25 protein-coding genes and 1 tRNA gene are annotated in these 23,194 nt (G+C 70.4%); 13 read left to right on the top strand and 13 right to left on the bottom strand.

Annotated elements, in window-relative coordinates:
* The first annotated feature begins 75 nt into the window (after positions 1–75).
* Positions 76–837 (top strand): phosphoglyceromutase, encoded by a 762-nt coding sequence (locus ACFYZ8_RS37325; protein ID WP_388540070.1) that lies wholly within the window; start codon positions 76–78, stop codon positions 835–837.
* A 52-nt stretch (positions 838–889) separates the two neighbouring features.
* Here ACFYZ8_RS37325 and ACFYZ8_RS37320 read toward each other — a convergent pair whose 3' ends face one another.
* Positions 890–1,447 carry a VanZ family protein gene (locus tag ACFYZ8_RS37320; protein ID WP_388540073.1) on the bottom strand — a complete coding sequence of 186 codons (558 nt, stop codon included), beginning with the start codon at positions 1,445–1,447 and terminating at the stop codon, positions 890–892.
* A 130-nt stretch (positions 1,448–1,577) separates the two neighbouring features.
* On the opposite strand from ACFYZ8_RS37320, the gene ACFYZ8_RS37315 reads away from it, so the two are divergent.
* Positions 1,578–2,006 carry a hypothetical protein gene (locus ACFYZ8_RS37315; protein WP_388540077.1) on the top strand — a complete coding sequence of 143 codons (429 nt, stop codon included), beginning with the start codon at positions 1,578–1,580 and terminating at the stop codon, positions 2,004–2,006.
* Here ACFYZ8_RS37315 and ACFYZ8_RS37310 read toward each other — a convergent pair.
* From ACFYZ8_RS37310 to phoU, 3 genes are all read right to left on the bottom strand, one after another.
* Complete coding sequence (locus tag ACFYZ8_RS37310; RefSeq protein WP_388540080.1) at positions 1,994–2,458, bottom strand: hypothetical protein; 465 nt, start codon at positions 2,456–2,458, stop codon at positions 1,994–1,996. The two genes, ACFYZ8_RS37315 and ACFYZ8_RS37310, sit on opposite strands and share 13 nt — an antisense overlap.
* 171 nt (positions 2,459–2,629) lie before the next feature.
* The gene (locus ACFYZ8_RS37305) at positions 2,630–2,878 is read right to left on the bottom strand and encodes an SCO4226 family nickel-binding protein (RefSeq protein ID WP_359039690.1); all 249 of its coding nucleotides are present in this window, start codon (positions 2,876–2,878) and stop codon (positions 2,630–2,632) included.
* 471 nt (positions 2,879–3,349) lie between these two features.
* Positions 3,350–4,039 carry a phosphate signaling complex protein PhoU gene (gene phoU, locus ACFYZ8_RS37300; RefSeq protein ID WP_359039693.1) on the bottom strand — a complete coding sequence of 230 codons (690 nt, stop codon included), beginning with the start codon at positions 4,037–4,039 and terminating at the stop codon, positions 3,350–3,352.
* Between the two features lie 224 nt (positions 4,040–4,263).
* On the opposite strand from phoU, the gene ACFYZ8_RS37295 reads away from it, so the two are divergent.
* Positions 4,264–5,520 carry an ATP-binding protein gene (locus ACFYZ8_RS37295; protein WP_359039695.1) on the top strand — a complete coding sequence of 419 codons (1,257 nt, stop codon included), beginning with the start codon at positions 4,264–4,266 and terminating at the stop codon, positions 5,518–5,520.
* Positions 5,517–6,197: a response regulator transcription factor gene (locus tag ACFYZ8_RS37290; RefSeq protein ID WP_359039697.1), complete on the top strand. Its 681-nt coding sequence runs from the start codon at positions 5,517–5,519 to the stop codon at positions 6,195–6,197. Before ACFYZ8_RS37295 ends, ACFYZ8_RS37290 begins: the two co-directional genes overlap by 4 nt.
* 93 nt (positions 6,198–6,290) lie before the next feature.
* On the opposite strand, the gene ACFYZ8_RS37285 is transcribed toward ACFYZ8_RS37290, so the two are convergent.
* A complete protein-coding gene (locus tag ACFYZ8_RS37285; RefSeq protein ID WP_388540085.1) occupies positions 6,291–6,953 on the bottom strand; it encodes a DUF461 domain-containing protein in 663 nt (220 codons plus the stop codon).
* Between the two features lie 590 nt (positions 6,954–7,543).
* Between ACFYZ8_RS37285 and ACFYZ8_RS37280 the strand changes: the two genes are divergently transcribed.
* The 6 genes from ACFYZ8_RS37280 to ACFYZ8_RS37255 all read left to right on the top strand — a co-directional run bounded on the left by ACFYZ8_RS37280 (position 7,544) and on the right by ACFYZ8_RS37255 (position 13,947).
* The gene (locus tag ACFYZ8_RS37280) at positions 7,544–8,026 is read left to right on the top strand and encodes a CarD family transcriptional regulator (RefSeq protein ID WP_003953493.1); all 483 of its coding nucleotides are present in this window, start codon (positions 7,544–7,546) and stop codon (positions 8,024–8,026) included.
* A gap of 377 nt (positions 8,027–8,403) precedes the next feature.
* Positions 8,404–9,168, top strand: coding sequence for a 2-C-methyl-D-erythritol 4-phosphate cytidylyltransferase (gene ispD, locus ACFYZ8_RS37275; RefSeq protein WP_388540088.1), 765 nt, complete (start codon positions 8,404–8,406; stop codon positions 9,166–9,168).
* A complete protein-coding gene (gene ispF / locus ACFYZ8_RS37270; RefSeq protein ID WP_359039703.1) occupies positions 9,158–9,658 on the top strand; it encodes a 2-C-methyl-D-erythritol 2,4-cyclodiphosphate synthase in 501 nt (166 codons plus the stop codon). The genes ispD and ispF overlap by 11 nt, the downstream gene beginning before the upstream one ends.
* 53 nt (positions 9,659–9,711) lie before the next feature.
* The gene (cysS, locus tag ACFYZ8_RS37265) at positions 9,712–11,106 is read left to right on the top strand and encodes a cysteine--tRNA ligase (protein WP_388540091.1); all 1,395 of its coding nucleotides are present in this window, start codon (positions 9,712–9,714) and stop codon (positions 11,104–11,106) included.
* A gap of 91 nt (positions 11,107–11,197) precedes the next feature.
* Entirely contained in the window at positions 11,198–12,139 is a 942-nt protein-coding gene (rlmB, locus tag ACFYZ8_RS37260; RefSeq protein WP_359039707.1) for a 23S rRNA (guanosine(2251)-2'-O)-methyltransferase RlmB, read from the top strand.
* A 149-nt stretch (positions 12,140–12,288) separates the two neighbouring features.
* Entirely contained in the window at positions 12,289–13,947 is a 1,659-nt protein-coding gene (locus ACFYZ8_RS37255; RefSeq protein ID WP_388540094.1) for a DoxX family protein, read from the top strand.
* Between the two features lie 228 nt (positions 13,948–14,175).
* Here ACFYZ8_RS37255 and ACFYZ8_RS37250 read toward each other — a convergent pair whose 3' ends face one another.
* The 3 genes from ACFYZ8_RS37250 to ACFYZ8_RS37240 form a co-directional block, all read right to left on the bottom strand.
* On the bottom strand, positions 14,176–14,907 hold the full coding sequence (locus ACFYZ8_RS37250; RefSeq protein WP_359039711.1) for a nucleotidyltransferase family protein: 732 nt from the start codon (positions 14,905–14,907) through the stop codon (positions 14,176–14,178).
* A gap of 59 nt (positions 14,908–14,966) precedes the next feature.
* Positions 14,967–15,425: a hypothetical protein gene (locus ACFYZ8_RS37245; RefSeq protein WP_359039713.1), complete on the bottom strand. Its 459-nt coding sequence runs from the start codon at positions 15,423–15,425 to the stop codon at positions 14,967–14,969.
* Between the two features lie 226 nt (positions 15,426–15,651).
* Complete coding sequence (locus ACFYZ8_RS37240) at positions 15,652–16,788, bottom strand: ABC transporter ATP-binding protein (RefSeq protein ID WP_007382936.1); 1,137 nt, start codon at positions 16,786–16,788, stop codon at positions 15,652–15,654.
* Between the two features lie 193 nt (positions 16,789–16,981).
* On the opposite strand from ACFYZ8_RS37240, the gene ACFYZ8_RS37235 reads away from it, so the two are divergent.
* Positions 16,982–17,055, top strand: a tRNA-Thr gene (locus ACFYZ8_RS37235).
* Between the two features lie 20 nt (positions 17,056–17,075).
* Here ACFYZ8_RS37235 and ACFYZ8_RS37230 read toward each other — a convergent pair.
* Together ACFYZ8_RS37230 and ACFYZ8_RS37225 are read right to left on the bottom strand one after the other, a co-directional pair.
* A complete protein-coding gene (locus ACFYZ8_RS37230) occupies positions 17,076–18,188 on the bottom strand; it encodes a sensor histidine kinase (RefSeq protein WP_388540099.1) in 1,113 nt (370 codons plus the stop codon).
* Entirely contained in the window at positions 18,181–18,888 is a 708-nt protein-coding gene (locus tag ACFYZ8_RS37225; RefSeq protein WP_359039717.1) for a response regulator transcription factor, read from the bottom strand. Before ACFYZ8_RS37225 ends, ACFYZ8_RS37230 begins: the two co-directional genes overlap by 8 nt.
* A gap of 169 nt (positions 18,889–19,057) precedes the next feature.
* Here ACFYZ8_RS37225 and ACFYZ8_RS37220 point away from each other — a divergent pair, with 169 nt between their 5' ends.
* Positions 19,058–20,080 carry an endonuclease/exonuclease/phosphatase family protein gene (locus tag ACFYZ8_RS37220; RefSeq protein ID WP_388540236.1) on the top strand — a complete coding sequence of 341 codons (1,023 nt, stop codon included), beginning with the start codon at positions 19,058–19,060 and terminating at the stop codon, positions 20,078–20,080.
* A 9-nt stretch (positions 20,081–20,089) separates the two neighbouring features.
* On the opposite strand, the gene ACFYZ8_RS37215 is transcribed toward ACFYZ8_RS37220, so the two are convergent.
* Genes ACFYZ8_RS37215 through ACFYZ8_RS37205 form a run of 3 tightly spaced genes read right to left on the bottom strand, consistent with a single transcriptional unit; the run spans position 20,090 to position 22,544 of the window.
* Positions 20,090–21,139, bottom strand: a complete 1,050-nt coding sequence (locus tag ACFYZ8_RS37215; RefSeq protein ID WP_388540102.1) for a DUF4037 domain-containing protein — start codon at positions 21,137–21,139, stop codon at positions 20,090–20,092.
* Entirely contained in the window at positions 21,136–21,612 is a 477-nt protein-coding gene (locus ACFYZ8_RS37210; RefSeq protein ID WP_388540104.1) for a GNAT family N-acetyltransferase, read from the bottom strand. Before ACFYZ8_RS37210 ends, ACFYZ8_RS37215 begins: the two co-directional genes overlap by 4 nt.
* A complete protein-coding gene (locus ACFYZ8_RS37205; RefSeq protein WP_388540106.1) occupies positions 21,609–22,544 on the bottom strand; it encodes an aminoglycoside phosphotransferase family protein in 936 nt (311 codons plus the stop codon). Before ACFYZ8_RS37205 ends, ACFYZ8_RS37210 begins: the two co-directional genes overlap by 4 nt.
* Between ACFYZ8_RS37205 and ACFYZ8_RS37200 the strand changes: the two genes are divergently transcribed.
* Complete coding sequence (locus tag ACFYZ8_RS37200; protein ID WP_388540109.1) at positions 22,543–23,184, top strand: rhomboid-like protein; 642 nt, start codon at positions 22,543–22,545, stop codon at positions 23,182–23,184. The two genes, ACFYZ8_RS37205 and ACFYZ8_RS37200, sit on opposite strands and share 2 nt — an antisense overlap.
* The last annotated feature ends 10 nt before the right edge of the window (positions 23,185–23,194 follow it).

Genomic DNA, 23,194 nt, shown 5'->3' with positions numbered 1-23,194 from the left:
TTAACAGATCCCGTCAACCGTCCGTCTGTCGAGCGGGCACTGCCCGTACCGAAGGCGTGGATTACGCTCATACGCATGGCCGACGCACCGTACAAGCTGATCCTCCTCCGCCACGGCGAGAGCGAATGGAACGCGAAGAACCTGTTCACCGGCTGGGTGGACGTCAATCTCAACGAGAAGGGCGAGAAGGAGGCAGTCCGCGGCGGTGAGCTGCTCAAGGACGCCGGCCTGCTCCCCGACGTGGTCCACACCTCCCTCCAGAAGCGCGCGATCCGCACCGCCCAGCTCGCCCTGGAGTCCGCGGACCGCCACTGGATCCCGGTCCACCGCTCCTGGCGCCTGAACGAGCGCCACTACGGCGCCCTCCAGGGCAAGGACAAGGCCCAGACCCTCGCGGAGTTCGGCGAGGAGCAGTTCATGCTCTGGCGCCGCTCCTACGACACCCCGCCCCCGCCCCTCGAGGACGGCACGGAGTTCTCCCAGTCGGACGACCCCCGCTATGCCTCCATCCCCCCGGAGCTGCGCCCCCGCACGGAGTGCCTGAAGGACGTCGTCGTCCGCATGCTCCCGTACTGGTACGACGGCATCGTCCCGGACCTCCTGGCCGGCCGCACGGTCCTGGTCGCGGCACACGGCAACAGCCTCCGCGCCCTGGTCAAGCACCTGGACGGCATCTCCGACGCCGACATCGCGGGCCTGAACATCCCGACGGGCATCCCGCTGGCGTACGAGCTGGACGCCGACTTCAAGCCGGTGACCCCGGGCGGCAAGTACCTCGACCCGGAGGCGGCCGCGGCGGCCATCGAGGCGGTCAAGAACCAGGGCAAGAAGAAGTAACGTTTGTGATCATGCCTCCCGCCTGCGCATACGGCGTCGGCGGGAGGCAGTCTCACGCCCGCGAGAGCCGGGCAGGGGGAGAGTCTTTGCCGGTGTCGCGCCACCAGCGGCGTGACGCCAGTGCGGCCAGAGCGGCGCCGGCGGTGTTGAGCAGTACGTCGTCCACGGACGACACCCGGTCCAGGTGCAGGACGTACTGCGCCGTCTCGACCAGGACCGAGCAACCGGCCCCGAGCGCGAGAACCCGCCGTACCGATGCCAGCGCCGCGAACCGCAGCGGGGCGAGGAACCCCAGCGCCGCGAACACCAGCAGGTTGCCGACGATCTGACCCGTGTCCATCGTGAGCAGGTCCCGCAGCGGCACCAGGTTCACGACCGCCCCGTCCTCGTCGCCCGGCAGCAGGATCAACCAGACGGGCGGCACTGTCCCGTAGACGATGCCGACCTCGGCGATCGACGTACGCCACGCCCTCGCCGCCCCGGCACCGCCGAGCCTGCGCCGGCGGGCCAGAGCCCACGCCGCCAGCACCGCCGACGGCAACGTGGCCACCGTGAGGAACACCACCCCGGTGAACGTCCCGGCCCAGTCGTGCCACCCCTCGAGCCGCACCCTGCCACCTCAGCTTCCCTCCGGTTGTCATCGGGTTGTCATCGGGCAGTCTCACCGGCGGCACCTATCGGCAGCGTATCGATCTGTCGGTGCCGACCCGTTGTCAGTGCCTGCTGGCAGGATCACGGGCATGACACCACTGCTTCTCACCGACATCGAACGGGCCGTTCGCGGCAGTTGGAGCGCCGAGACGTGCACGCCTGAGTTCCGGTCGCGCTGGGCGAAGGACAATCCGGCCCGGGACCAGTGCGGGGTGACCGCCATGGTGCTCAATGACCTGTTGGGAGGCGAGCTGATCCGCGGAGAGGTCCACGTCGACGGGGAGCGGGTGGACTACCACTGGTGGAACCGGCTGGGCATGGGCATCGAGATCGACCTCACCCGCGAGCAGTTCGGGCCGGAGGAGACCGTCACCGGAGGCATCGTGATTCCTCGCCCGCCCGTGACCGAGTGGCGCAGGCTCCGTGAGGAGTACGAGCTTCTCCGCGACCGTGTCTTGGAGAAGCTCGATCGGCCACAGACGCCGACTACTGCGGCCGAGTCTCGTCAACTGGCTTGAACGTGTACGGCTGTGGCCGACGCAGCCATCATCGACGCCCCGGGCCCGCAGCGCGTGCCGTGCCGACGCCCGCGGCGGAGTTCCTCGACGGCCTCGGCGGTCTCGCCGTCCGAGGGGAGGAAGACGGTCAACTGCTGCGCGTCATCGGGTAGTTCGAGTGTTTCCCGCAGCAGCCGGAGCTCGCACCCGGCCGGATGGCTGAGCCGCAGGACTCCGCGTTGCGGCACGACGTGCCGGTTCAGGCGCCGGGTCAGGTCGGCGCCGGCAAGGCGTGCGAGTTCCGTGGTGAACCACTCGGAGTTCTCCACGGAGGGGGCGAGCCACAGGTCGAATGCCTGCTCGTCGGCGACCTCGTCCCACTCGGCGAAGAAGGTACGGGCGCGTGGGTCGGCGAAGACGTAGCGGGTGAGGTTCGGGATCTCGGGGTCGAGCAGTCCGCTGCCGTGCGTCACCAACCGGTACGCGCAGGTGTGGGCGAGGATGTCACCCAGCCGGTTGGCACGGCGATGCCTGGTTCGAGGAGACGGAGTGTCTGTCGAACGGCGTCTCGCACATGCCGGGGTGGAGGTGCGGGCCGGGTGAACGGTCCAGGCCCGGCCCCAGCCGATAGTCGCGCAGCCCCGTCAAACCGACAGCGGCACCGCGTGCACCTCGTCCGCCCGGTGTCCCGCGCGTTCGTGGATGCGCTGGACCGCCTCCGCCGACGGGGCCTCCGAGAGGCAGTAGACGAGGCCGGACTCGGGGTCCGCCCAGGCGCGCTCGAAGTGCACGCCCTCTTCCTGCTCTATCGCGAGGTCGGCCTGGTGGGCCGCCATCAGCTGGTCGGCCGTGATGCCCTGCATCCCGCGGTGTACGTCCATGAACCGAGCCATGGCCTGCACCCTTCTGCCATCCCCGAGCCCGACGGTCACCGCCCCCCTCTCATGCTCCTCCTCCCCGCCCGTCCGGTCGACCCGGGACGACGAGGGGCCCCGGGATCACCCGGGGCCCCTCAATGCCGTACGAGATCCAGAAGTTACCGCGTCAGCCGCACTGGCACGGATTGCCCGACTGGCACCCGCACCCGCAGCCCGAGCCGCACCCGCACGCGCCGATGACCGTCAGGGTCCTGATCGCGGCGGGCTGCTCGGTCGGGCGTTCCTGTGTGGGGTCGGGCTGGGGAGTGCTGGGGGATTCGGCCATGGGTCCCTCCTCGAGGCGAGAGCCAGAACGTGCCGACCGCCGGACCGACTGTCGGATCGGGCCCTGTGCCCATTGGACGCCCGCCCCGCTGGGCGCATCAACGGCGCACAGAGGCTCGCGCAAGCCCCGAACAGACCGAAGGCGCCCCCGGCAGCGGCCGGTCAGGCCCCCTCCACCCCCGTCACCGGCTGGATGTCGCTCTGGAGATCGTCCGCGTGCTCACCCGTCACCAGGTACACCACCCGCTTGGCCACCGACACCGCGTGGTCGGCGAACCGCTCGTAGTAGCGGCCGAGGAGGGTGACGTCCACCGCCGTCTCGATGCCGTGCTTCCACTTGTCGTCCAGCAGGTGCTGGAAGAGCGTGCGGTGCAGCAGGTCCATCTCGTCGTCGTCCTGCTCCAGCTGGAGCGCGAGGTCGACGTCCTTGGTGATGATGACCTCCGCCGCCTTCGCCATCAGGCGCTGGGCGAGCTGGCCCATCTCCAGGATGGTCGCGTGCAGGTCGTGGGGGATCGCCTTCTCGGGGAAGCGCAGCCGGGCCAGCTTGGCCACGTGCTGGGCCAGGTCGCCCGAGCGCTCCAGGTCGGCCGACATGCGCAGGGAGGTGACGACGATACGGAGGTCCGTCGCCACCGGCTGCTGGCGGGCCAGCAGTGCTATCGCCCGGGCCTCCAGGTCGTGCTGGAGGTCGTCCACCTTCTGGTCGGCCTCGATCACGCTCTCGGCCAGCTTGAGGTCGGAGTCGAGGATGGCCGTCGTGGCGCGTCCGATCGCCGAGCCGACCAGGCGGGCCATCTCCACCAGACCGTCGCCGATCGAATCAAGTTCCTCGTGGTACGCGTCCCGCATTGTCGGTTCCCTCTCGTACGTCATTCCTGTGGGTTCCAGGGGCCAAAACCGGCCGTGAAACCGGTGCTGCGTACCCCACGCTCCCACGTTCGGGCCTGTACGCGTCCGTTTCGGCCCTCCCAAATGAACCAATACTGGCTCCAAGGTGAACTCTGGGCGACGAGTGTTCGAGCTGGTACTCGGACGGCTGTGGCCAGGACCGATCCCATGCCTAACCTGGAGGCATGGACGTGAACGCGGCGGTCGCCGCAGCGGCAGCGATCGCCGGTGTGCTCACCGGTGTCATCGCCATGCTGGCGTTCCGCTGGAGCGAGCGGGAGCAGAAACGCCCCACCCGCACCTCCCTGCACACCGACCCGGTGCTCCCGCCGGGCGTGGACACCGTCCTCTCCGTGCTCCGCTCCTCGGCCGTCGTCCTCGACGAGGCCGACGCCGTCGTCAAGGCCAGCTCCGCCGCGTACGCCCTCGGGCTGGTCCGCGGCGGCAAGCTCTCCGTGGAGCCCATGCTCCAGATGGCCCGGGACACCAGGAGGGACGGCGAGATACGCCAGGTCGAGCTGGACCTGCCCAGGCGGGGGACCGGACGGGGGGAGGCCCTCGCGGTCTCCGCGCGGGTCGCGCCCCTCGGGTCCCGGCTGGTGCTGCTCCTCGTGGAGGACCTCACCGAGGCCCGGCGGATCGAAGCGGTACGACGCGACTTCGTCGCGAACGTCAGCCATGAGCTCAAGACCCCGGTCGGCGCGCTCTCCCTCCTCTCCGAGGCCGTCATGGACGCCTCGGAGGACCCGGAGGCCGTGGAGCGTTTCGCCGGCCGGATGCAGATCGAGGCCACCCGCCTGACCAGCCTGGTCCAGGAGCTCATCGACCTCTCCCGGGTACAGAACGACGACCCGCTGGAGGACGCCGAACCCGTCCGCGTGGACGAACTGGTCGCCGAGGCCATCGACCGCTGCCGGCACCAGGCCGGCACCAAGCAGATCACCATGGCCGCGGCCGGCGCGGCCGAGCTCAAGGTGTGGGGCAACCGCGGCCAGCTCGCCGCCGCTCTCGGCAACCTCGTCGAGAACGCCGTCAACTACTCGCCCGCCCGCACCCGCGTCGGCATAGCCGCCCGCCGGGTGTCCGTCCCGGGCGGCGACCTGATCGAGGTCGCCGTCACCGACCAGGGCATCGGCATCTCCGACAAGGACAAGGAGCGCATCTTCGAGCGCTTCTACCGCGTCGACCCGGCCCGTTCCCGCCAGACCGGCGGCACGGGCCTCGGTCTCGCGATCGTCAAGCACGTGGCCGCCTCGCACGGCGGGGAGGTCACGGTGTGGAGCTCGGAGGGACAGGGCTCCACGTTCACCCTCAGGCTGCCGGAGGCGGGCGCGGCCCGCGACCGCGCGCTCCAGCACCCCGACCTCGACGACGAGGACGGGCATTCCACCACCGAGTCGGCTTCTTACGACCCGCTTCCCGCCCCGGAGGTCCTTCCGTGACCCGAGTGCTCGTCGTCGAGGACGAGGAGTCCTTCTCCGACGCCCTGTCGTACATGCTCCGCAAGGAGGGCTTCGAGGTCGCCATCGCGGCCACCGGCCCCGACGGACTCGACGAGTTCGATCGCAACGGCGCCGACCTCGTCCTCCTCGACCTGATGCTGCCGGGCCTGCCCGGCACCGAGGTCTGCCGCCAGCTGCGCGGCCGCTCCAACGTCCCCGTCATCATGGTGACCGCCAAGGACAGCGAGATCGACAAGGTCGTAGGGCTCGAAATAGGAGCCGACGACTACGTCACCAAGCCGTTCTCCTCGCGCGAGCTGGTCGCCCGCATCCGCGCGGTCCTGCGCCGCCGCGGGGAGCCCGAGGAGGTCACCCCGGCCGCCCTCGAAGCCGGTCCCGTCCGCATGGACGTCGACCGCCACGTCGTGACGGTCTCCGGCTCCAAGGTCGACCTCCCCCTCAAGGAGTTCGACCTCCTGGAGATGCTGCTGCGCAACGCCGGCCGCGTCCTGACCCGCATGCAGCTCATCGACCGGGTCTGGGGCGCCGACTACGTGGGCGACACCAAGACCCTCGACGTCCACGTCAAGCGCCTGCGCGCCAAGATCGAGCCCGACCCGGGCGCGCCGCGGTACCTGGTGACGGTCCGCGGTCTCGGCTACAAGTTCGAGCCCTAAACCAGGACACCTCACGCACGCCGAAGGGCGGGACCTCCTCGGAGGTCCCGCCCTTCGTGTCGTACGACGGTCACGACCGTCCCGTACGGCCGCTCAGTGGCTCGCGGCCGACTCGGTGGCCGTCGCGCTCGCGGAGGCCGCGCCGGTCGGCGTGGCGGAGCCGGTCGGGGTGGCCGCGCCGGTCGGGGTCGCGGAGCCGGTCGGCTTCGGCGAGGCCGCCGGGGCCGAGGGGACCGCGGTCGGACCCCACTTGGTGAAGTAGCTGTCGGCCGGGACGACGAAGGCGCGCAGGCTCACCTCGCCGGTCGTGCTGAAGGTGAACGTGACCTTCTGGGCGTTGCCGTTCTTGACGCCCGCGCCGAGCTCGTTCACCGCGGCGGAGGCGTTGCCCTTGCCGCCGATGACGACGGAACCGTGGGCCGGGACGGTCACCTCGCCCTTGCCCTTGGCGGGCTTGATCGTGGCGCTGCCGCCACCGTCGATGCTCACGGCCTCCAGCGTCTGGGCCTTGTCGCCGCCGTTGAAGACGGTGGCGGAGATCGCGGCGGGGCCCTTGGTCTCGCCGGAGGCCTCGGTGCTCGGCTGGGTGATCACCACGACGTTCTGGAGCTTGATGTCGCCCACGCGGATCTCCGCGTTGTCGGGCTTGACCTCCAGGGTCTGGGCGTTGTTGCCGGCCGCGCACGCGGAGAGCGAGGCGATCGAGAACGCGAGGGCGGAGGCGGCGAGGGCGCCGCGTCGAAGGCTGCTGCTCACGGCGGCGGCAACTCCTTGACTTGAGCGGGGCGGCCCGTAAAGCCGCGCTAAGTGTCTGTCAGCGGGCTTAGGTTACCGAGCCGTTCCCGCCGCTCCGCACCCGACCCTCCCCAAGAGGCGTGTCATCCCGGTTCACAAGTGACTCCTGAGTCACTTGCACCTCGCGCGCCGGCGCTCGTCCGTCATTCACATAAGAGGTTTCGGCATCCGGTGGCAAAAGTTCCGTGAAGGAATGCGCGACCGCCTCCGGAATTGATCACCACGTGATCCTCCGGCCCTGTGTGATCAATTCCGGATTCGGCGCCGAAGTGACTCCGGCCACCGAACGGAGTAGCGGAAGTCGCACACTTGGAACCGGACATTTGTGGACGTTAGCCCGCTCGGAGGAGCCTCCGGATGCGTGTAACGTACGCGTTTCACCTCGCCCGGAGAGCCGCTCCGACCTGCGAATTCCTTCTTCCGCTCGGCGTCCGCAGCACGTTCCTGTTGCTGTTGTCAAGCCCCGAGATATGCCCTGACCTGCGAAAACGCCATTCAGAACCCGCAGTTTCCGTGTTACCCTGGATAGCCACGGAAGGGGTACCTGTCACATGACGTTCAAGGTTGGCGACACCGTGGTCTATCCCCATCACGGGGCCGCGCTGATCGAGGCTATCGAAACTCGCCAGATCAAAGGCGTGGACAAGACCTACTTGGTGCTGAAGGTCGCCCAGGGTGACCTGACGGTACGTGTGCCAGCGGACAATGCGGAGTTCGTCGGCGTGCGTGATGTGGTCGGTCAGGACGGGCTGGACCGGGTCTTCGAGGTGCTGCGCGCGCCGTACGCCGAGGAGCCCACTAACTGGTCCCGTCGTTACAAGGCAAACCTGGAGAAGCTCGCCTCCGGCGATGTCATCAAGGTCGCGGAAGTCGTGCGTGACCTGTGGCGTCGTGAGCGCGAGCGTGGACTCTCCGCAGGTGAGAAGCGCATGCTCGCCAAGGCTCGGCAGATCCTGGTGAGTGAGCTCGCTCTCGCGGAGAACACGAACGAGGACAAGGCCGAGGCGCTGCTCGACGAGGTTCTCGCGTCCTGAGCGTCCCTGTGCAGGCACCTTGCCCGCCCAGCTCAGCACACAACGCTCAGCACACAACTGAGTCCTGAATAGAAGTGCCGCATTGAAATGCCGCGGTGCCCGATGACGCAACAGCTGTCGCCGGGCGCTGCGGCATGTCTGTCTCCGGAATCAAATGTTCTGATGCCGGGCCTGTCACGCCCTGCCCGTCACGCCCTGGAGTGCCGCGCGCATGTCCTCGCGCGTGTTCCGCTCGGAGAAAGATCCCCCGATACTTGGCGTGCCGGGCCCGGGCAGCAGGCTCGACCGGTGTCACGGAAGGGTCCGGTCAAGGCGTCGCGCCCGGCACGCTGTCTCCGTACCCACGTTGGCCGAGCACACAAACCTGACAGGAACCGATGTCTGACGTTTCGCGCCCGTCGCCCGCCGAAGCACGTGCGGAGGCCCGCACCGCGGTGGTGATTCCCGCCGCCGGAAGGGGCGTACGCCTTGGTCCAGGCGCCCCCAAAGCGCTTCGCGCGCTGAACGGCACCCCCATGCTGATCCACGCGGTCCGCGCGATGGCCGCCTCCCGTGCCGTCTCCCTGGTCGTCGTCGTGGCCCCGCCCGACGGCGCCGGCGAGGTCAAGTCACTCCTCGACGCGCACGCGCTGCCCGAGCGGACCGACTTCCTCGTCGTCCCGGGCGGCGACTCCCGCCAGGAGTCGGTCAGGCTCGGCCTGGACGCCCTGCCCGCCGACTTCGACATCGTCCTGGTCCACGACGCGGCCCGCCCGCTCGTCCCGGTCGACACCGTCGACGCGGTCATCGAGGCCGTACGCGAGGGCGCCCCCGCCGTCGTCCCGGCGTTGCCCCTCGCGGACACCGTGAAGGAGGTCGAGCCGGCGACCGCCCCCGGCGAGCCGGAACCGGTGGTGGCCACCCCGGTCCGCGCGCGCCTGCGTGCCGTACAGACACCGCAGGGCTTCGACCGGGCGACCCTGATCCACGCCCACGAGACGGTCACCGAGGACGTCACCGACGACGCGAGCATGGTCGAGCAGCTGGGGCACACCGTCGTGGTCGTGCCCGGTCACGAGGAGGCCTTCAAGGTGACCCGCCCGCTGGACCTGGTCCTCGCCGAGGCGGTCCTGGCCCGCAGGAGGCTCAACGATGGCTTCTGAGCAGCCCGTGCCCCTGCCGCAGGTCGGCATCGGCACCGACATCCACGCCTTCGAGGAGGGCCGCGACCTGTGGTGCGCCGGCCTGAAGTGGGAGGGCGAGGGCACCGGCCTGGCCGGCCACTCCGACGCGGACGTCGTCGCGCACGCCGCCTGCAACGCCCTCTTCTCCGCGGCCGGCCTCGGCGACCTCGGCCACCACTTCGGCACCGGACGCCCCGAGTGGTCGGGCGCGTCCGGCGTCACGCTGCTGACGGAGGCGGCCCGGATCGTGCGCGAGGCGGGCTTCCGGATCGGCAACATCGCCGTACAGGTGGTGGGTCCGCGCCCGAAGATCGGAAAGCGGCGGGACGAGGCCCAGAAGATCCTGTCCGAGGCAGCCGGAGCGCCGGTGTCGGTGTCGGGGGCGACCACGGACGGACTCGGGTTTCCCGGCCGGGACGAGGGCCTGATGGCGGTGGCGACCGCGCTGGTGGTCAGGACCGCGAGCTGACTGTTATCCACAACCCGTCGAAGGCACCACACAACGCCCACTACCCTGGACCCGTGACCATTCGCCTGTACGACACCAGCGCCCGGCAGATCCGTGACTTCGCCCCGCTCACAGCGGGCTGTGTCTCGATCTACCTCTGTGGCCCGACCGTGCAGGCGACCCCCCACATCGGCCACATCCGCTCCGGCCTGAACTTCGACATCATGCGCCGCTGGTTCGAGTACCGCGGCTACGACGTCACCTTCATCCGCAACGTCACGGACATCGACGACAAGATCATCGCCAAGGCCGCCGACCAGAACCGCCCGTGGTGGTCCATCGGCTACGACAACGAACGCGCGTTCAACGACGGTTTCACCGCCCTCGGCTGCCTCCCGCCCACATACGAACCCCGTGCCACCGGCCATGTCACCGAGATGGTCGAGATGATGCGCGGCCTCATCGAGCGCGGGCACGCGTACGAGGCCGACGGCAGCGTGTACTTCGACGTGCGCTCCTACCCCGGCTACCTGTCGCTGTCCAACCAGGACATCGACGACCTGCGCCAGCCCGACGAGGGCGTCTCCGGCAAGCGCGACCCCCGTGACTTCGCCCTGTGGAAGGCCACCAAGCCCGGCGAGCCCGACTGGGAGACCCCGTGGGGCCGCGGCCGCCCCGGCTGGCACCTGGAGTGCTCGGCGATGGCCCACAAGTACCTCGGCTCCGCCTTCGACATCCACGGCGGCGGCCTGGACCTGATCTTCCCGCACCACGAGAACGAGATCGCCCAGGCCAAGGCCTTCGGCGACGACTTCGCGCGGTACTGGGTGCACAACGCCTGGGTCACCATGAGCGGCGAGAAGATGTCCAAGTCGCTCGGCAACGGCGTCCTCGTCTCCGAGATGGTCAAGCAGTGGCGCCCCATCGTGCTGCGCTACTACCTCGGCACCCCGCACTACCGCTCGATGATCGAGTACAGCGAGGACGCCCTGCGCGAGTCCGAGTCCGCGTTCGCGCGGATCGAGGGCTTCGTGCAGCGGGTCGTGGAGAAGGCCGGTCCCGTCGAGCCCTCCGCCGAGGTGCCGCCCGCCTTCGCCGAGGCCATGGACGACGACTTCAGCGTGCCGCAGGCGCTCGCCGTCGTGCACACCACCGTCCGGCAGGGCAACAGCGCGCTCGCGGCCGACGACAAGGAAGCAGCCGTCGCCCGCCTCGCCGAGGTGCGCGCCATGCTCGGCGTCCTCGGCCTCGACCCGCTCGACCCGCACTGGGCCGGCGAGTCCGACCGGGGCGAGGACCTGCACGGCGTGGTCGACAGCCTCGTACGCCTGGTCCTCGACCAGCGGGAGGCGGCCCGCGCCCGCAAGGACTGGGCCACCGCGGACGCCATCCGCGACCAGCTGGGCCAGTCCGGGCTGACCATCGAGGACGGTCCGCAGGGACCGCGCTGGACGCTGGGTCCCCGCTAGCCCCATTTCTTGATCGATTGTGCCGCCCGGCCCTCCGGGCGGCACACTGCATAGACGTACGCATGTTTCACCGACGCAGAACAGGTAGGTCATGGCAGCCAACAACCGCCGCATGTCCGGCAAGAAGGGCGCGCAGGTCGGCAGTGGCGGCCAGCGGCGCAAGGGCCTGGAGGGCAGGGGGCCGACCCCGCCCGCCGAGATGCGCAAGGGCCACAAGAAGAACCGAGTCGCCAACGCCCAGGCACGGCAGGCCGTACGGCGCCCCGCGGCGCGCGGCCGCGGCGGCAAGGGCACCTCGGAGATGGTCGTCGGACGCAACCCCGTCGTCGAGGCGCTGCGCGAGGGCGTGCCCGCCGTGACGCTCTACGTCCAGCAGTTCATCGACAACGACGAGCGGGTCCGCGAGGCGCTCCAGCTCGTCGCCGACCGCGGCGGCGTCCACCTCATGGAGGCCCCCCGCCCCGAGCTCGACCGGATGACCAACGGGCTCAACCACCAGGGCCTGGTCCTCCAGGTCCCGCCGTACGAGTACGCGCACCCCGAGGACCTCGCCAACGCCGCCTACGACGAGGGTCAGGACCCCCTGATCGTCGCCCTCGACGGCGTGACCGACCCGCGCAACCTCGGTGCCGCCGTCCGCTCCGTCTCCGCCTTCGGCGGCCACGGCGTCCTCGTGCCCGAGCGGCGCGCGGCCGGCATGACCGCCGGTGCGTGGAAGTCGTCCGCCGGCACGGCCGCCCGCACCCCCGTCGCCCGCGCCACCAACCTGACGCGCGCCCTGGAGGCGTACAAGAAGCAGGGCATCGCGGTCGTCGGCCTCGCCGCCGACGGCGAGCACGAGATCGGTGACCTGGAAGCCCTCGGCGGCCCCGTCGTCATCGTCGTCGGCAGCGAGGGCAAGGGCCTGTCCCGGCTGGTCGGCGAGACCTGCGACTACCGGGTGCGGATCCCGATGCCGGGCGGCGCCGAGTCGCTGAACGCCGGTGTGGCGGCCGGGATCGTGCTGTACGAGGCGGCTCGCCGACGGGGCTGACCGCGCCGACGGGCACGCGCCGAATGTCTGAACGGTCGTTCGGCGCGGTCCCCCACACGGGGTGTTCCTCGCCCACCGGGCAACCTTGACGGGGTCCGGACAGATCCGGCGGGTCAAAGCAGTGTCCTAATCACACGTCACTCGGTTAGATGAGTGTGGACACCAGAACACCCCGCACACCCACGGGGGGCCGCTCGTCGGGATTCGATACCGGGTTCGATGACGCTCCCGCGCTGAGCATGGTGAAGGTGCCGAGCGATCCGGCGCAGATCATCGTCAACCACGCCAGCTTCCGCGTCCAGCTGGGCGCGTCGACGCGGCGCACCGCCCAATCCCAGCGGATCGCACGGCACTTGAGCGCCGCCGAGGAGACCGCGCGCATCGCGGCCGTCGGCACCACGGCGGTCAGAACCGGCGCCGCCCCCGCCGCCGGGCGCCGCAGGCCCGTCGTGTGGAGCGGCAGGTCCGCCCCCGACGACACCGGCGCCCACCGCCTGCTCCAGGCCGTGCGGGGCGGCAGCGTCGGCCATACCGACGCGCCCGCCGCCGACGCCGGAGCCACCCAGGTCATCCCCCGCATCGACGTCGACCACGGCTACCAGGGCGACTACGACGACGAGTTGGCCCAGACCATGGAGACCCCGGTCGTCGGCGCCCAGCGCACGCCCGGCGGCGACGGCACCCGACTCCTGCCCAGCATGCGCACGGTCGGCAGCGCGGACGACGAACCCGCCTACGCGGGCCAGGAGTTCGACGACGGCTTCGACGAGGCCCGCGCCGACCGCGCCACCAGGCGACAGGGCGACGAGGCCGCACGGCACGCCTACTACCCCGGCCGCCGTATGAACCTCGGCGTCGTCCTCCTCCCGCTCCGGATCTTCCTCGGCTTCATCTCCATCTACGCCGGCATGGGCAAGCTCTGCGACCCCGTCTACTTCGACGGCGGCAAACGCGGCTCCATGGTCAAGTGGCTCAACACCCTGCACCCGTGGGACGTGGCCGAACCACTGCGCCAGTTCGCCCTCCAGCACCCCGTCGGCTCCGGCCTCGTCATCGCCTTCCTCCAGGTCATCGTGGGCGTCCTCACGATCCTGGGCTGCTGGCAGCGCGTCGCCGCGGTCGTCGGCGCCGGCCTCTCCGCCGCGCTCCTCGTCACCGTCAGCTGGAAGAGCGTCCCCGCCTACGACACCCCCGACATCATCTACCTCGCCGCCTGGTCCCCGCTGATCATCGCCGGCGCCCCCGTCTACTCCATCGACGGCCGCCTCGCGGGCAACGCCTGGCGCCGCCTCGGACCCCACTCCGACATCTGGGAACTGCGCCGCTTCGTCCTGCGCCGCGGCGCCCTCATCACGGCCATCGTCACCGGCCTCACCCTCCTGATCGGCTCGGTCCTCGGCGGAGCCGTCCGGGACGCCGACCGGGTGATCGTCCCCGGCCCCGGCGAGGCCCCACGCAACGAACTGCCCGGCTCCCCGCTCCCGCAGGACTCCGCCAAGGCCCACAAGAAGCGCCCGTCGGCGTCCACGAAGCCCAGCCAGGGCGCCACCAGCGGCCCGTCCACCCACACCTCCGCCACCCCCGGCGCCACCCGCGACACCGGCACGGGCACCGGCGGCTCACCCAGCCAGACCCAGGGCACCACGGGACAGACCTCGCCCCAGCAGTCCTCCCCGGCCGAGCAGGCCCCCAGCACCACCTCCGGCCCCACCGGCGGCACGAGCACCTCCGGCGGCTCCACAGGCGGCTCCGGCACCGGAGGCTCTTCCTCCGGTCAACCGGGCCTGGTGGGCGGCCTGTTGGGGTAGGCGGGCCGGTGGGCGACGTACTGGGCGACCCCACCGGCTGAAGGACACCGCCCGCACAACGAGAAGGTCCCGCACAGAGAATGTGCGGGACCTTCTCGGCGTACGCCTCCAGCGACGTAGGCCTCCAACGACCGAGCGCCTCCAACGGCCGGCGGCCTCCAACGACCGAGCGGCCTCCAACGACCGGCGCCCTTCAACGACCGAGCGGCCTCCAACGACCGGCGCCCTTCAGCGACCGAGCGCCGCCAGCTCCTTCGCCGCCTCCGTCAGATCCTTCGCCGTGTCGATGGCCCGCCAGTACGCCCCCTGCGGAATCGGGAACCCGGCCAGCCGCAGCTCACGCGCCAGCGTGGGAAACGTCGTCCGCTCATGATCCCCCCGCTCCGGCAGCAGCTCGGCGAACGCGGGCGAGAACACGTACACACCGGCGTTGATCTCGAACGTCGACGGCGGCGCCTCGATGAAGTCCGTGATGTGACCGAACCCGTCGGTCTGCACCGCCCCCCACGGAATCCGCGGCCGCGCCAGCGCCAGCGTCGCCACCGCGTCGCGCTCGATGTGGAAGTCCGCCATGTCGCGCAGCGAGAACCGGGTCCAGATGTCACCGTTCGTCGCGTACCACGCCCGCTCCGGGTGCGGCAGACGCGCCGCCGCGTACTTCAGACCGCCGCCCCGGCCGAGCGGCTCCGTCTCGATGACGGTCTGGACGCGCACCGGCAGGTCGGCCGTCTTCAGCCAGTCCTGGAGCACCTCGGCGAGATGCCCACAGCTGATCACCACGTCCGTCACGCCTTCCTCGGCGAGCCAGACAAGCTGATGGCCGATGATCGGAGTCCCCGTACCGGGGATCTCGACCATCGGCTTGGGCCGGTCGTCGGTGTAGGGACGCAGCCGGGAGCCCTGGCCGCCGGCCAGGATCACGGCCTGGGTCGGACGGGACGCGGCGTTCTGATCGGTCATGACCGAAACTGTACGACGCGCCCCTTCCGGACCCAGGGCGGCATCCCGTCTCGCGAGGGTCAGCTGTGTGCCGCCGCCACACCCGTCGCGAAGGAGGTGTCGCAGACGGGGCGGGCGTACGACTGCGCGCGCGTGGGGCCGTACACACGGACCGCCGCGCGGCCCAGGGCCCGCGCGATGGACACGCAGTGCCTGGCGAGCGACGGACGCTCGTTCACGGCCTCCTGGAGGTGCGTGAGGGCGATGCCCGGGTTCTTCTCCTGGAGCTCGGTCAGCAGCCGCCCGCGCAGGACGTCCTGCGGGGCCAGGGGCGCGCTGCGCGGCTTGCTGTCCGAGACCGTCGCGTCCGAGGCGGTGAGCACCGAGGAGCTCGAGGGATCCCCCGACCAGTTGACTCGGGTGACCGCGAGGGTCCCGGAGAGCACCAGGACGACGGGCAGGACAAGGGCGAGGGAGCGGCCGATACGGCGGGCGGGGCCCCGGCCGCGTCGCGTCTGTTGGTAAGTGGAGTGCTTCACGCGTGTGAGGGTAGCGTGCGGTAATGATTTGGCGACATTTAGTCACCGGTTCGGGGGATGAGATGGTGCCGTTCATTGGGTAGGGCGTTGACGCACACTGCTCGAAATGACCGGTCTGCCGGGGTATTTGTCGACAACCTCCGCGGTTTTCCGAGCGCGAGGAGGGCCCCGCAGACGCGCTGCGGGGCCCTCTTCGTCAACCTGGGTGAATTGTCGCCGTTCGTCCTCAGTCGGAGAGGCGCTCGCCCGTCGAGGTCGAGAACACGTGGGTCTCGCCCGGACGCGGCACGACGTGCAGCGTGGCGCCCTTCTCCGGGACCGCGCGGCCGCTGACACGGACGACCAGGTCCTTCAGCTCGCCGTCGACCTTGGCGGAACCGTAGACGTAACCGTCGGCGCCGAGCTCCTCGACCACGTTCACGGAGACCGCGAGACCGGCCGGGGCGTCCTCGGTGTCCTTGGAGAGGGCCGAGGCGGCGGCGCCGTTGTGCTCGACGATGTCGAAGTGCTCGGGGCGGACGCCCACGGTCACCGTGGTGTCACCCTTGTCGGAGGCGGCCTTGAGGGCCTCGCGGTTGACGGGCACCACGCTGTTGCCGAACTTCACACCGCCGTCGGTGATCGGGACCTCGACGAGGTTCATCGCCGGGGAGCCGATGAAGCCGGCGACGAACAGGTTCGCCGGGCGGTCGTACATGTTGCGCGGGGAGTCGACCTGCTGGAGCAGACCGTCCTTGAGCACGGCCACGCGGTCGCCCATCGTCATGGCCTCGACCTGGTCGTGGGTGACGTAGACGGTGGTGATGCCGAGACGGCGCTGGAGCGAGGCGATCTGCGTACGCGTCGACACACGGAGCTTGGCGTCGAGGTTCGACAGCGGCTCGTCCATGAGGAAGACCTGGGGCTCACGCACGATGGCGCGGCCCATCGCGACACGCTGGCGCTGACCACCGGAGAGGGCCTTCGGCTTGCGGTCCAGGTACTCGGTGAGGTCGAGGATCTTCGCGGCCTCCTCGACCTTCTGCCGGATCTCCGCCTTGTTGATGCCGGCGATCTTGAGCGCGAAGCCCATGTTGTCGGCGACCGTCATGTGCGGGTACAGCGCGTAGTTCTGGAACACCATGGCGATGTCCCGGTCCTTCGGCGGCAGGTGCGTCACGTCGCGGTCACCGATGCGGATGGCGCCGCCGTTGACGTCCTCGAGCCCCGCCAGCATGCGGAGCGAGGTGGACTTGCCACAGCCGGACGGGCCGACCAGGACGAGGAACTCGCCGTCCTCGATGTGGATGTCGAGACCGTCGACGGCGGGCTTCGTGGAACCCGGGTAAATACGGGTCGCCTTGTCGAACGAAACAGTGGCCATGGCTCAGAGGCCCCCTTCTACCGGCAGGAACGTGCCGGACGATCCGTTGTAGGAAGGTGGTGGTGTAGTCCACGCAGGTGGACTGGGTCAGGACGGTACCCGGCGTTCACGCGTCTGTCAGTACCTGGAGGACTGTGAACTTCGCGGAAATTTTCGACGGGGCGCCCTGGTGACCTGGGTACACTGCACGGGCGCCTCCTTAGCTCAGCTGGCCAGAGCAACGCACTTGTAATGCGTAGGTCGTCGGTTCGAATCCGACAGGGGGCTCTCTGGAAGCCCAGGTCAGATCACGCCTGACCTGGGCTTTTGTCGTGGGTGGACGGATCCGTCGCCGGTAGTTCCACGCTCACGCGCAGGCCGCCCTCGGGGCGTGGGGTGAGGGTCAGGGTGCCGTCGTGGGCCTGGGTGATCGTCTTGACGATGGCGAGGCCCAGGCCGACGCCCGCGTGGTCGGTGTGGATGCGTTCGGTGCCGCGCCGGAAGGGTTCGGCGAGGGTCGAGATCAGTTCCGGGGCGAGCTGGTCGCCGGTGTTCTCGACGGTGAGGGTGACTGTCGTGGGGTGGGCGTCGGTGGTGACGCGGACCGTGCCCCGGTCGGGGAGGTTGTGGACGATCGCGTTGTGGACGAGGTTCGTGGTCAGTTGCAGCAGGAGTGCCTGGGAGCCGGTGGTCGGGGCGATGTCGCCGTGGGTCTCGAGGGTGACGCCGTTCTTCTCCGCGAGGGGGAGGAGGGTTTCGGTGGCTTCCTCCGCCAGCAGGGACAGGTCGACGGGCTCTCGGGTGAAGGACCGCTGTTCGGTGCGGCTGACCAGGAGCAGTGCCTCGGTGAGGTCGATGGCCCGGGTGTTGACGGTGTGGAGGCGGTCGAGGACTTCGCCGGTGTCCTGGCCGGGGTCGGTGCGGGCCACGTCGATGAGGGCTTTGGAGATGGCGAGCGGGGTGCGCAGTTCGTGGGAGGCGTTGGCCGCGAATCTGCGCTGTTCGGCGACGTGGGCTTCGAGGCGGGCGAGCATCGCGTCGAAGGCGTCGGCGAGTTCGCGGAACTCGTCCTTGCGGCCGGGCAGCCGGATCCGGTGGGAGAGGGAGCCGGTGGCGGCGGTGCGGGTGGCGTCCGTGATGCGGGTGAGGGGGGCGAGCATGCGGCCGGCGAGGATCCAGCCGCCCAGGAGGCCGAACACCAGCAGGAACGCCATGACCGCGGCGGCCGTGGGGGCGAAGCCCTTCAGGAACCAGGTGCCGGGGGTGGCTTGTAGCGCCCCTGATTCGTTGTATCCGAGCTGCCCGTTGCGCAGGAAGAACACCCCCACGGCGGCGATGGCCAGGACGCTGGCGAGCATGAGGAACCCGGCGTAGCTGAGGGCGAGTTTGAGGCGGACGCTCAGGCCGGGCGCTCTATCCACGGTCCGCTCCCTCGTTCACGGTCTCGTGTCCGGTCGGCGGCTGGGTGTCGATGCGGTATCCGACTCCGGCGACGGTGGCGATGATCCAGGGTTCGCCGAGTCGTTTGCGCAGGGCGGAGACGGTGATGCGTACGGCGTTGGTGAAGGGGTCGGCGTTCTCGTCCCAGGCGCGTTCCAGGAGTTCTTCGGCGCTGACGACTCCGCCGTCGGCGGCGACGAGGACTTCCAGTACGGCGAATTGTTTCCTGGTGAGGGCGACGTAGCGGCCGTCGCGGTAGACCTCTCTGCGGAACGGGTCGAGGCGCAGGCCGGCGATCTCGCGGACGGGGGGCCGTTTGTGCGGGCGTCGGCGGTCGAGTGCTCGGAGTCTGAGGGCGAGTTCGCGGAGTTCGAAGGGTTTGGTGAGGTAGTCGTCGGCGCCGAGTTCGAAGCCGGAGGCTTTGTCGTCGAGGCGGTCGGCGGCGGTGAGCATGAGGATGGGCATGCCGCTGCCGGAGGCGATGATGCGTTTGGCGATCTCGTCGCCGTTGGGTCCGGGGACGTCGCGGTCGAGGACGGCGATGTCGTAGGTGTTGATGCCCAGCAGTTCGAGGGCGGTGTCGCCGTCGCCCGCGATGTCGGCCGCGATCGCTTCCAGGCGCAGGCCGTCGCGGATGGCCTCCGCAAGGTAGAGCTCGTCCTCGACGATCAGCACACGCATGTCTTCGATGCTACGAGCGGGCGCATATCGCGGGCGTATCGAAATCCGCATACGTGCCGGCAACACCGCGCCGCCTTCACTGGCGGTGGATGTGTGCCGACCCGACTCAGGACCCGAGGACGACTCAGTGAGCAAGACAGTGACAACGGCTCGCGTGGACACGGCGGACATGGCGGACACCGGGCAGGAGGGGCCCGTCCGCCGGATCGTCCGGGCCGGCCTGCGCCCCGGCCCCTGGAAGCGTGGCCCGGTGCTTGCCGTGCTGGGGTTGCTGCTCGGGCTGTTCATGCTGCTGCACGCGCAGATCCCGGACTACGGCGGTCTCGGCAGCCTGGTGGAGACGTTCCTGCCGTGGTTCGGGCTGTTGGTGCCGGTGTTGCTGGCGGGGGCGCTCTGGCGCCGTTCCGCGTCCGCGGTGGTCGCGCTGTTGCTGCCGGTGACGGTGTGGCTGAGCCTGTTCGGGGGGCTGCTCGGCGACAAGTCCCGGTCGGGCGGTGATCTCGTCGTGGTCGGCCACAATGTCGGCGCCGGCAACTCCGACCCGGTCGGCACGGCTCGTGACCTGGCCGCCTCCGGGGCGGACGTGCTGGGGCTGGAGGAGATCACCCCGCAGGCGGTGCCGGTGTACGAGAAGGCGCTGGCGACGGCGTATCCGTACCACGTGGTGCTGGGCACGGTCGGGCTGTGGAGCAGGTTGCCGTTGTCGGACGCCCGGGTGGTCGACACCGCGCAGGACGCCGGGCCGCTGGGGGCCGCCAAGTCGGCCGCCGACACGCTGCCCTCCAACCGGGCGCTGCGTGCCACGGTGGCCACGGACGGGGGCCCGCTGGCGGTGTATGTGGCCCACCTGGGGTCCGTGCGGGTGATGCCCGGGACCGGGTTCTGGACGGAGAGCCGGGACCGCAACGCGGAGGCGCTCGCGAAGGCCGTCGCCGCCGAGCCGAGCGGGCGGGTGGTGCTGCTCGGTGATCTGAACGGCACCACGGACGACCGCGCGTTCGCCGGTCTCACCTCGCGTCTGAGCTCGGTCCAGGACGCGGCCGGTGACGGGTTCGGGTTCACCTGGCCTGCGGGGTTCCCGGTGGCGCGGATCGACCAGATCCTGGTGCGTGGAGTGGACCCGAGGAGTTCCTGGGTGCTTCCGGCGACCGGGAGCGACCACCGTCCGGTGGCGGCCGCGATCAGCTGGTGACCGGGGGCTTTATGGGTGGGGCGCGTTCTCCGGTTCGGTGTCCGGTGGTCCCGGCAGTGGCAGTTCCCGGATCGCCGGGTCCGTGACGCCGGACAGGAGGGCCTGTGCGAAGCGGTCCGCGCGCAGGACCTGGAAGGGGCGGGAGTGGTACGGCCGTGTCGTGGGGTCGAGCGGGTCCGTGAGGGCGAGCCGGTTGTGCAGGCCGGCGACGGTCTCGTAGGCGGTGGCGAGGTGGGTCTCGCGCTGGTGAGGGTCGGTGGCCGTGAGGGCGGCTGTGAGGACCGGGGTGAGGCGGTGGCCCGCCGGGGTGCGGGTGAAGGCGGTGCCGAGCCATTTGCCGTACGGCGGGTAGCGGCGGTCCATGAGGAGGCACAGGCGCATCAGGTGGCGGGTGAGGCGGGCGGCGACGACGGCGGCGCCGAGTTCGTCTCCGACCTCGCCGCAGCGGCCGACGAAGGCCTCTTCGTGGGCGATGCGTTGCCACTGGCAGGCCAGGACGTAGCGCCACAGGTCGTGCGGGTACCAGCGCAGGGCGGCGCGGACCGGGGTGAGGGTGTGGAGGCCGTCGTGGAAGACGGCGCCGGCGGTGACTTCGGCGAGGCGTTGGGTGGGGGCGGCGAGCCAGTCGGCCGGGGTGATCCCGGAGGTCGGGTCGAAGCCGAGGGTGTCGGTGAACCATGCGGGGACGTGGGTGATCTCGACGCGGTGGTGTACGGGGCCGTCGGTGGCGCGCATGACGCGGATGTCGCGGGTCTCGCCGGTGGGGGCGAAGTAGGTGGGGTAGCCGTGGAAGGTCTTCGGGAGGCGTTCGGCGAGGGCCTGTCGGATGCGGGCGGCGTGGCGGGGGACGTCCTGGGGGTGGAGGAAGAGCTGGAGGCGTGGGCCCCATTCGTGGTCGGCGGAGCGCGGGGTGTCGTGGCCGAGGACTTCGGAGCCGGGGCCGATGCGTGCGGCGGAGTACGGGATGCCGGGTGCGGTCTCCGCGAGGAGGGGGCCGACCGCTTCGGTGTGGAAGCGGCGGGCCAGTTCGAGGCCGGGGACGAAGGCGGGGGTGGTCACGCGGTGTCGGCGGCCTTCAGGAGGGCTTCGTCGGTGAGGCGGTACACCGTCCACTCGTCCTGCGGGCGGGCGCCGAGGGCCGCGTAGAAGTCGATGGCGGGGGTGTTCCAGTTGAGGACGGACCATTCGAGGCGCTGGTAGCCGCGTGCGACGCAGATGCGGGCGAGTTCGGTGAGCAGGGCCTTGCCGTGGCCGCCGCCGCGGGCGGTGGGGCGGACGTAGAGGTCCTCCAGGTAGATGCCGTGGACGCCGCGCCAGGTGGAGAAGTTGAGGAACCAGATCGCGTAGCCGACCACGGTGCCGGTGGTGTCGGTGGCCACGTGGGCGTGGGCGGCGGGGTGGGGGCCGAAGAGGGCTTCGTGGAGCTGTTCCTCGGTGGCCTTGGCTTCCTCCAGGGCCCTTTCGTAGTCGGCGAGTTCGCGGATCAGGGTGTGGATGGCGGGGATGTCGGCGGGGGTGGCGGGGCGGATCACGGCTGTCGGCTCCGGGGGGTGCGCAGGCGGTGGGCGATGTCGAGGTGGCGGGGTTCCAGGGGGCGGCCGTCCTCGATGTCCCAGAGGGCGTTCTGGAGGAGTCGTCCGAGGGTCCAGGCACGGGCGCGTGCGCGGTCCAGGCCGAGGACGTCGGTCATGGCGTCGAAGCGCCAGAGGACCTCGTCGGCGTCGTAGCGGTTGGCGAGGGCGGGCCAGAGTTCGAATCCGGGGTCCCCGGCGAGGGGTTTGGGGTCGATGGCGAGCCAGGGGGCGCGTTCGGAGGCGAGGACGTTCTCGTCGTGCAGGTCCCAGTGCAGGAGCCGGTCGCCGGGTTCGCCGGCGACCTCGCGTACGGCGGCCGCGCAGTCGGCGACGGTACGGCGGGTCTGCGGGTCGGGGATGCGGCGGAGGGCTTCGGGGGTCCGGTCCAGCATGGTGCGCGCGATGTCGCCGAGCCGGCGTGTCCCGGCGGGTGCGGGCCCCGCGGTGAGCCGGGCGAGGAGGCCGGCGATGACGAGGACCGCGTCCCGGGTGCCGGGCAGGGTGGACAGCATGCGGGTGGAGTCGAGGCGTTCCAGGAGCATGGTGTGGGTGACCGGGTCGTGGTCGAGGAGGCGGACCGCGCCGTCGCCGTCCCACTGGCGCAGGGCGACGGGTTCGCCGGCGCTCTCCTCGTCGAGGAGCTGGAGTTTGAGGACGGCCGGGGTGCCGGTGTCGACGCTGACGACCGGCAGGACGAGCGCGGTGACGCCGTGCATGGGGGAGCCGTCCGGTCTGAGCTGCCAGCGTTCCAGGAAGTCCTCGACCAGGGCGGGCAGTCCGGCGATGAACTCCCGTCCCCTGTCGCCGTTGTAAAGCTCCTGTGTCGCCGCCAGTTCCTCCGGGATGTCGATCACGTGCCGGACCCTACCGGCGTGGGTGAATCGCCTCATGCGAATTAACCGGGGTGTCCACAGGGTGCGGGTCTACGTCCGCAGAGCCCCCGGCACCTATGTGTGGCTGGCGGTCCTGTTCGTGACGACGGTGGCGTTGCACCACATGTCGCCGGAGTTCGAGGAGGAGTTCCTGCGGCAGCGCTCGACCAACATCCATGAGCTGTCGAGCAATCCGGTGCGGGTCCTGGTCTCCAGCGCCATGTGGATCGACAGCGGGCACTGGCTGCCGTACGTCGTCCTCTACTCCGTCTTCCACGCGCCGGCGGAGCGCTGGCTGGGGACCGCGCGCTGGCTGGCGGTGTGCGCGGCGGCGCATGTGCTGGCCACGCTGATCAGCGAGGGGGCGCTGCTGTGGGGGATCCGGCACGGGATGGCGCCGGCCTCGGCGGTCAACACGCTGGACATCGGGGTGAGTTACGCGCTGGCGGGGGTGATCGCGGTGCTGGTGTACCGGATTCCGGAACCCTGGCGGTACGTCTACGGGTTCGCGGTGCTCGTGGTGTACGCGGTGCCCCTGGTGACCGGGCGGACCTTCACCGATCTCGGGCACTTCGCCTCCGTGCTGATCGGATTCGGGTGCTACCCGCTGGTGAGAGTGCGGAATCCGAAGGAGACAGCGGGTGCGTCGGCGGGTTAACGTCCCAGGC

This window comes from Streptomyces sp. NPDC001668 (assembly GCF_042893155.1).
Taxonomy (GTDB): domain Bacteria; phylum Actinomycetota; class Actinomycetes; order Streptomycetales; family Streptomycetaceae; genus Streptomyces.
The sequence above is the reverse complement of the archived record's forward strand: the minus strand, read 5'-3'. Positions and strand labels throughout refer to the sequence as shown.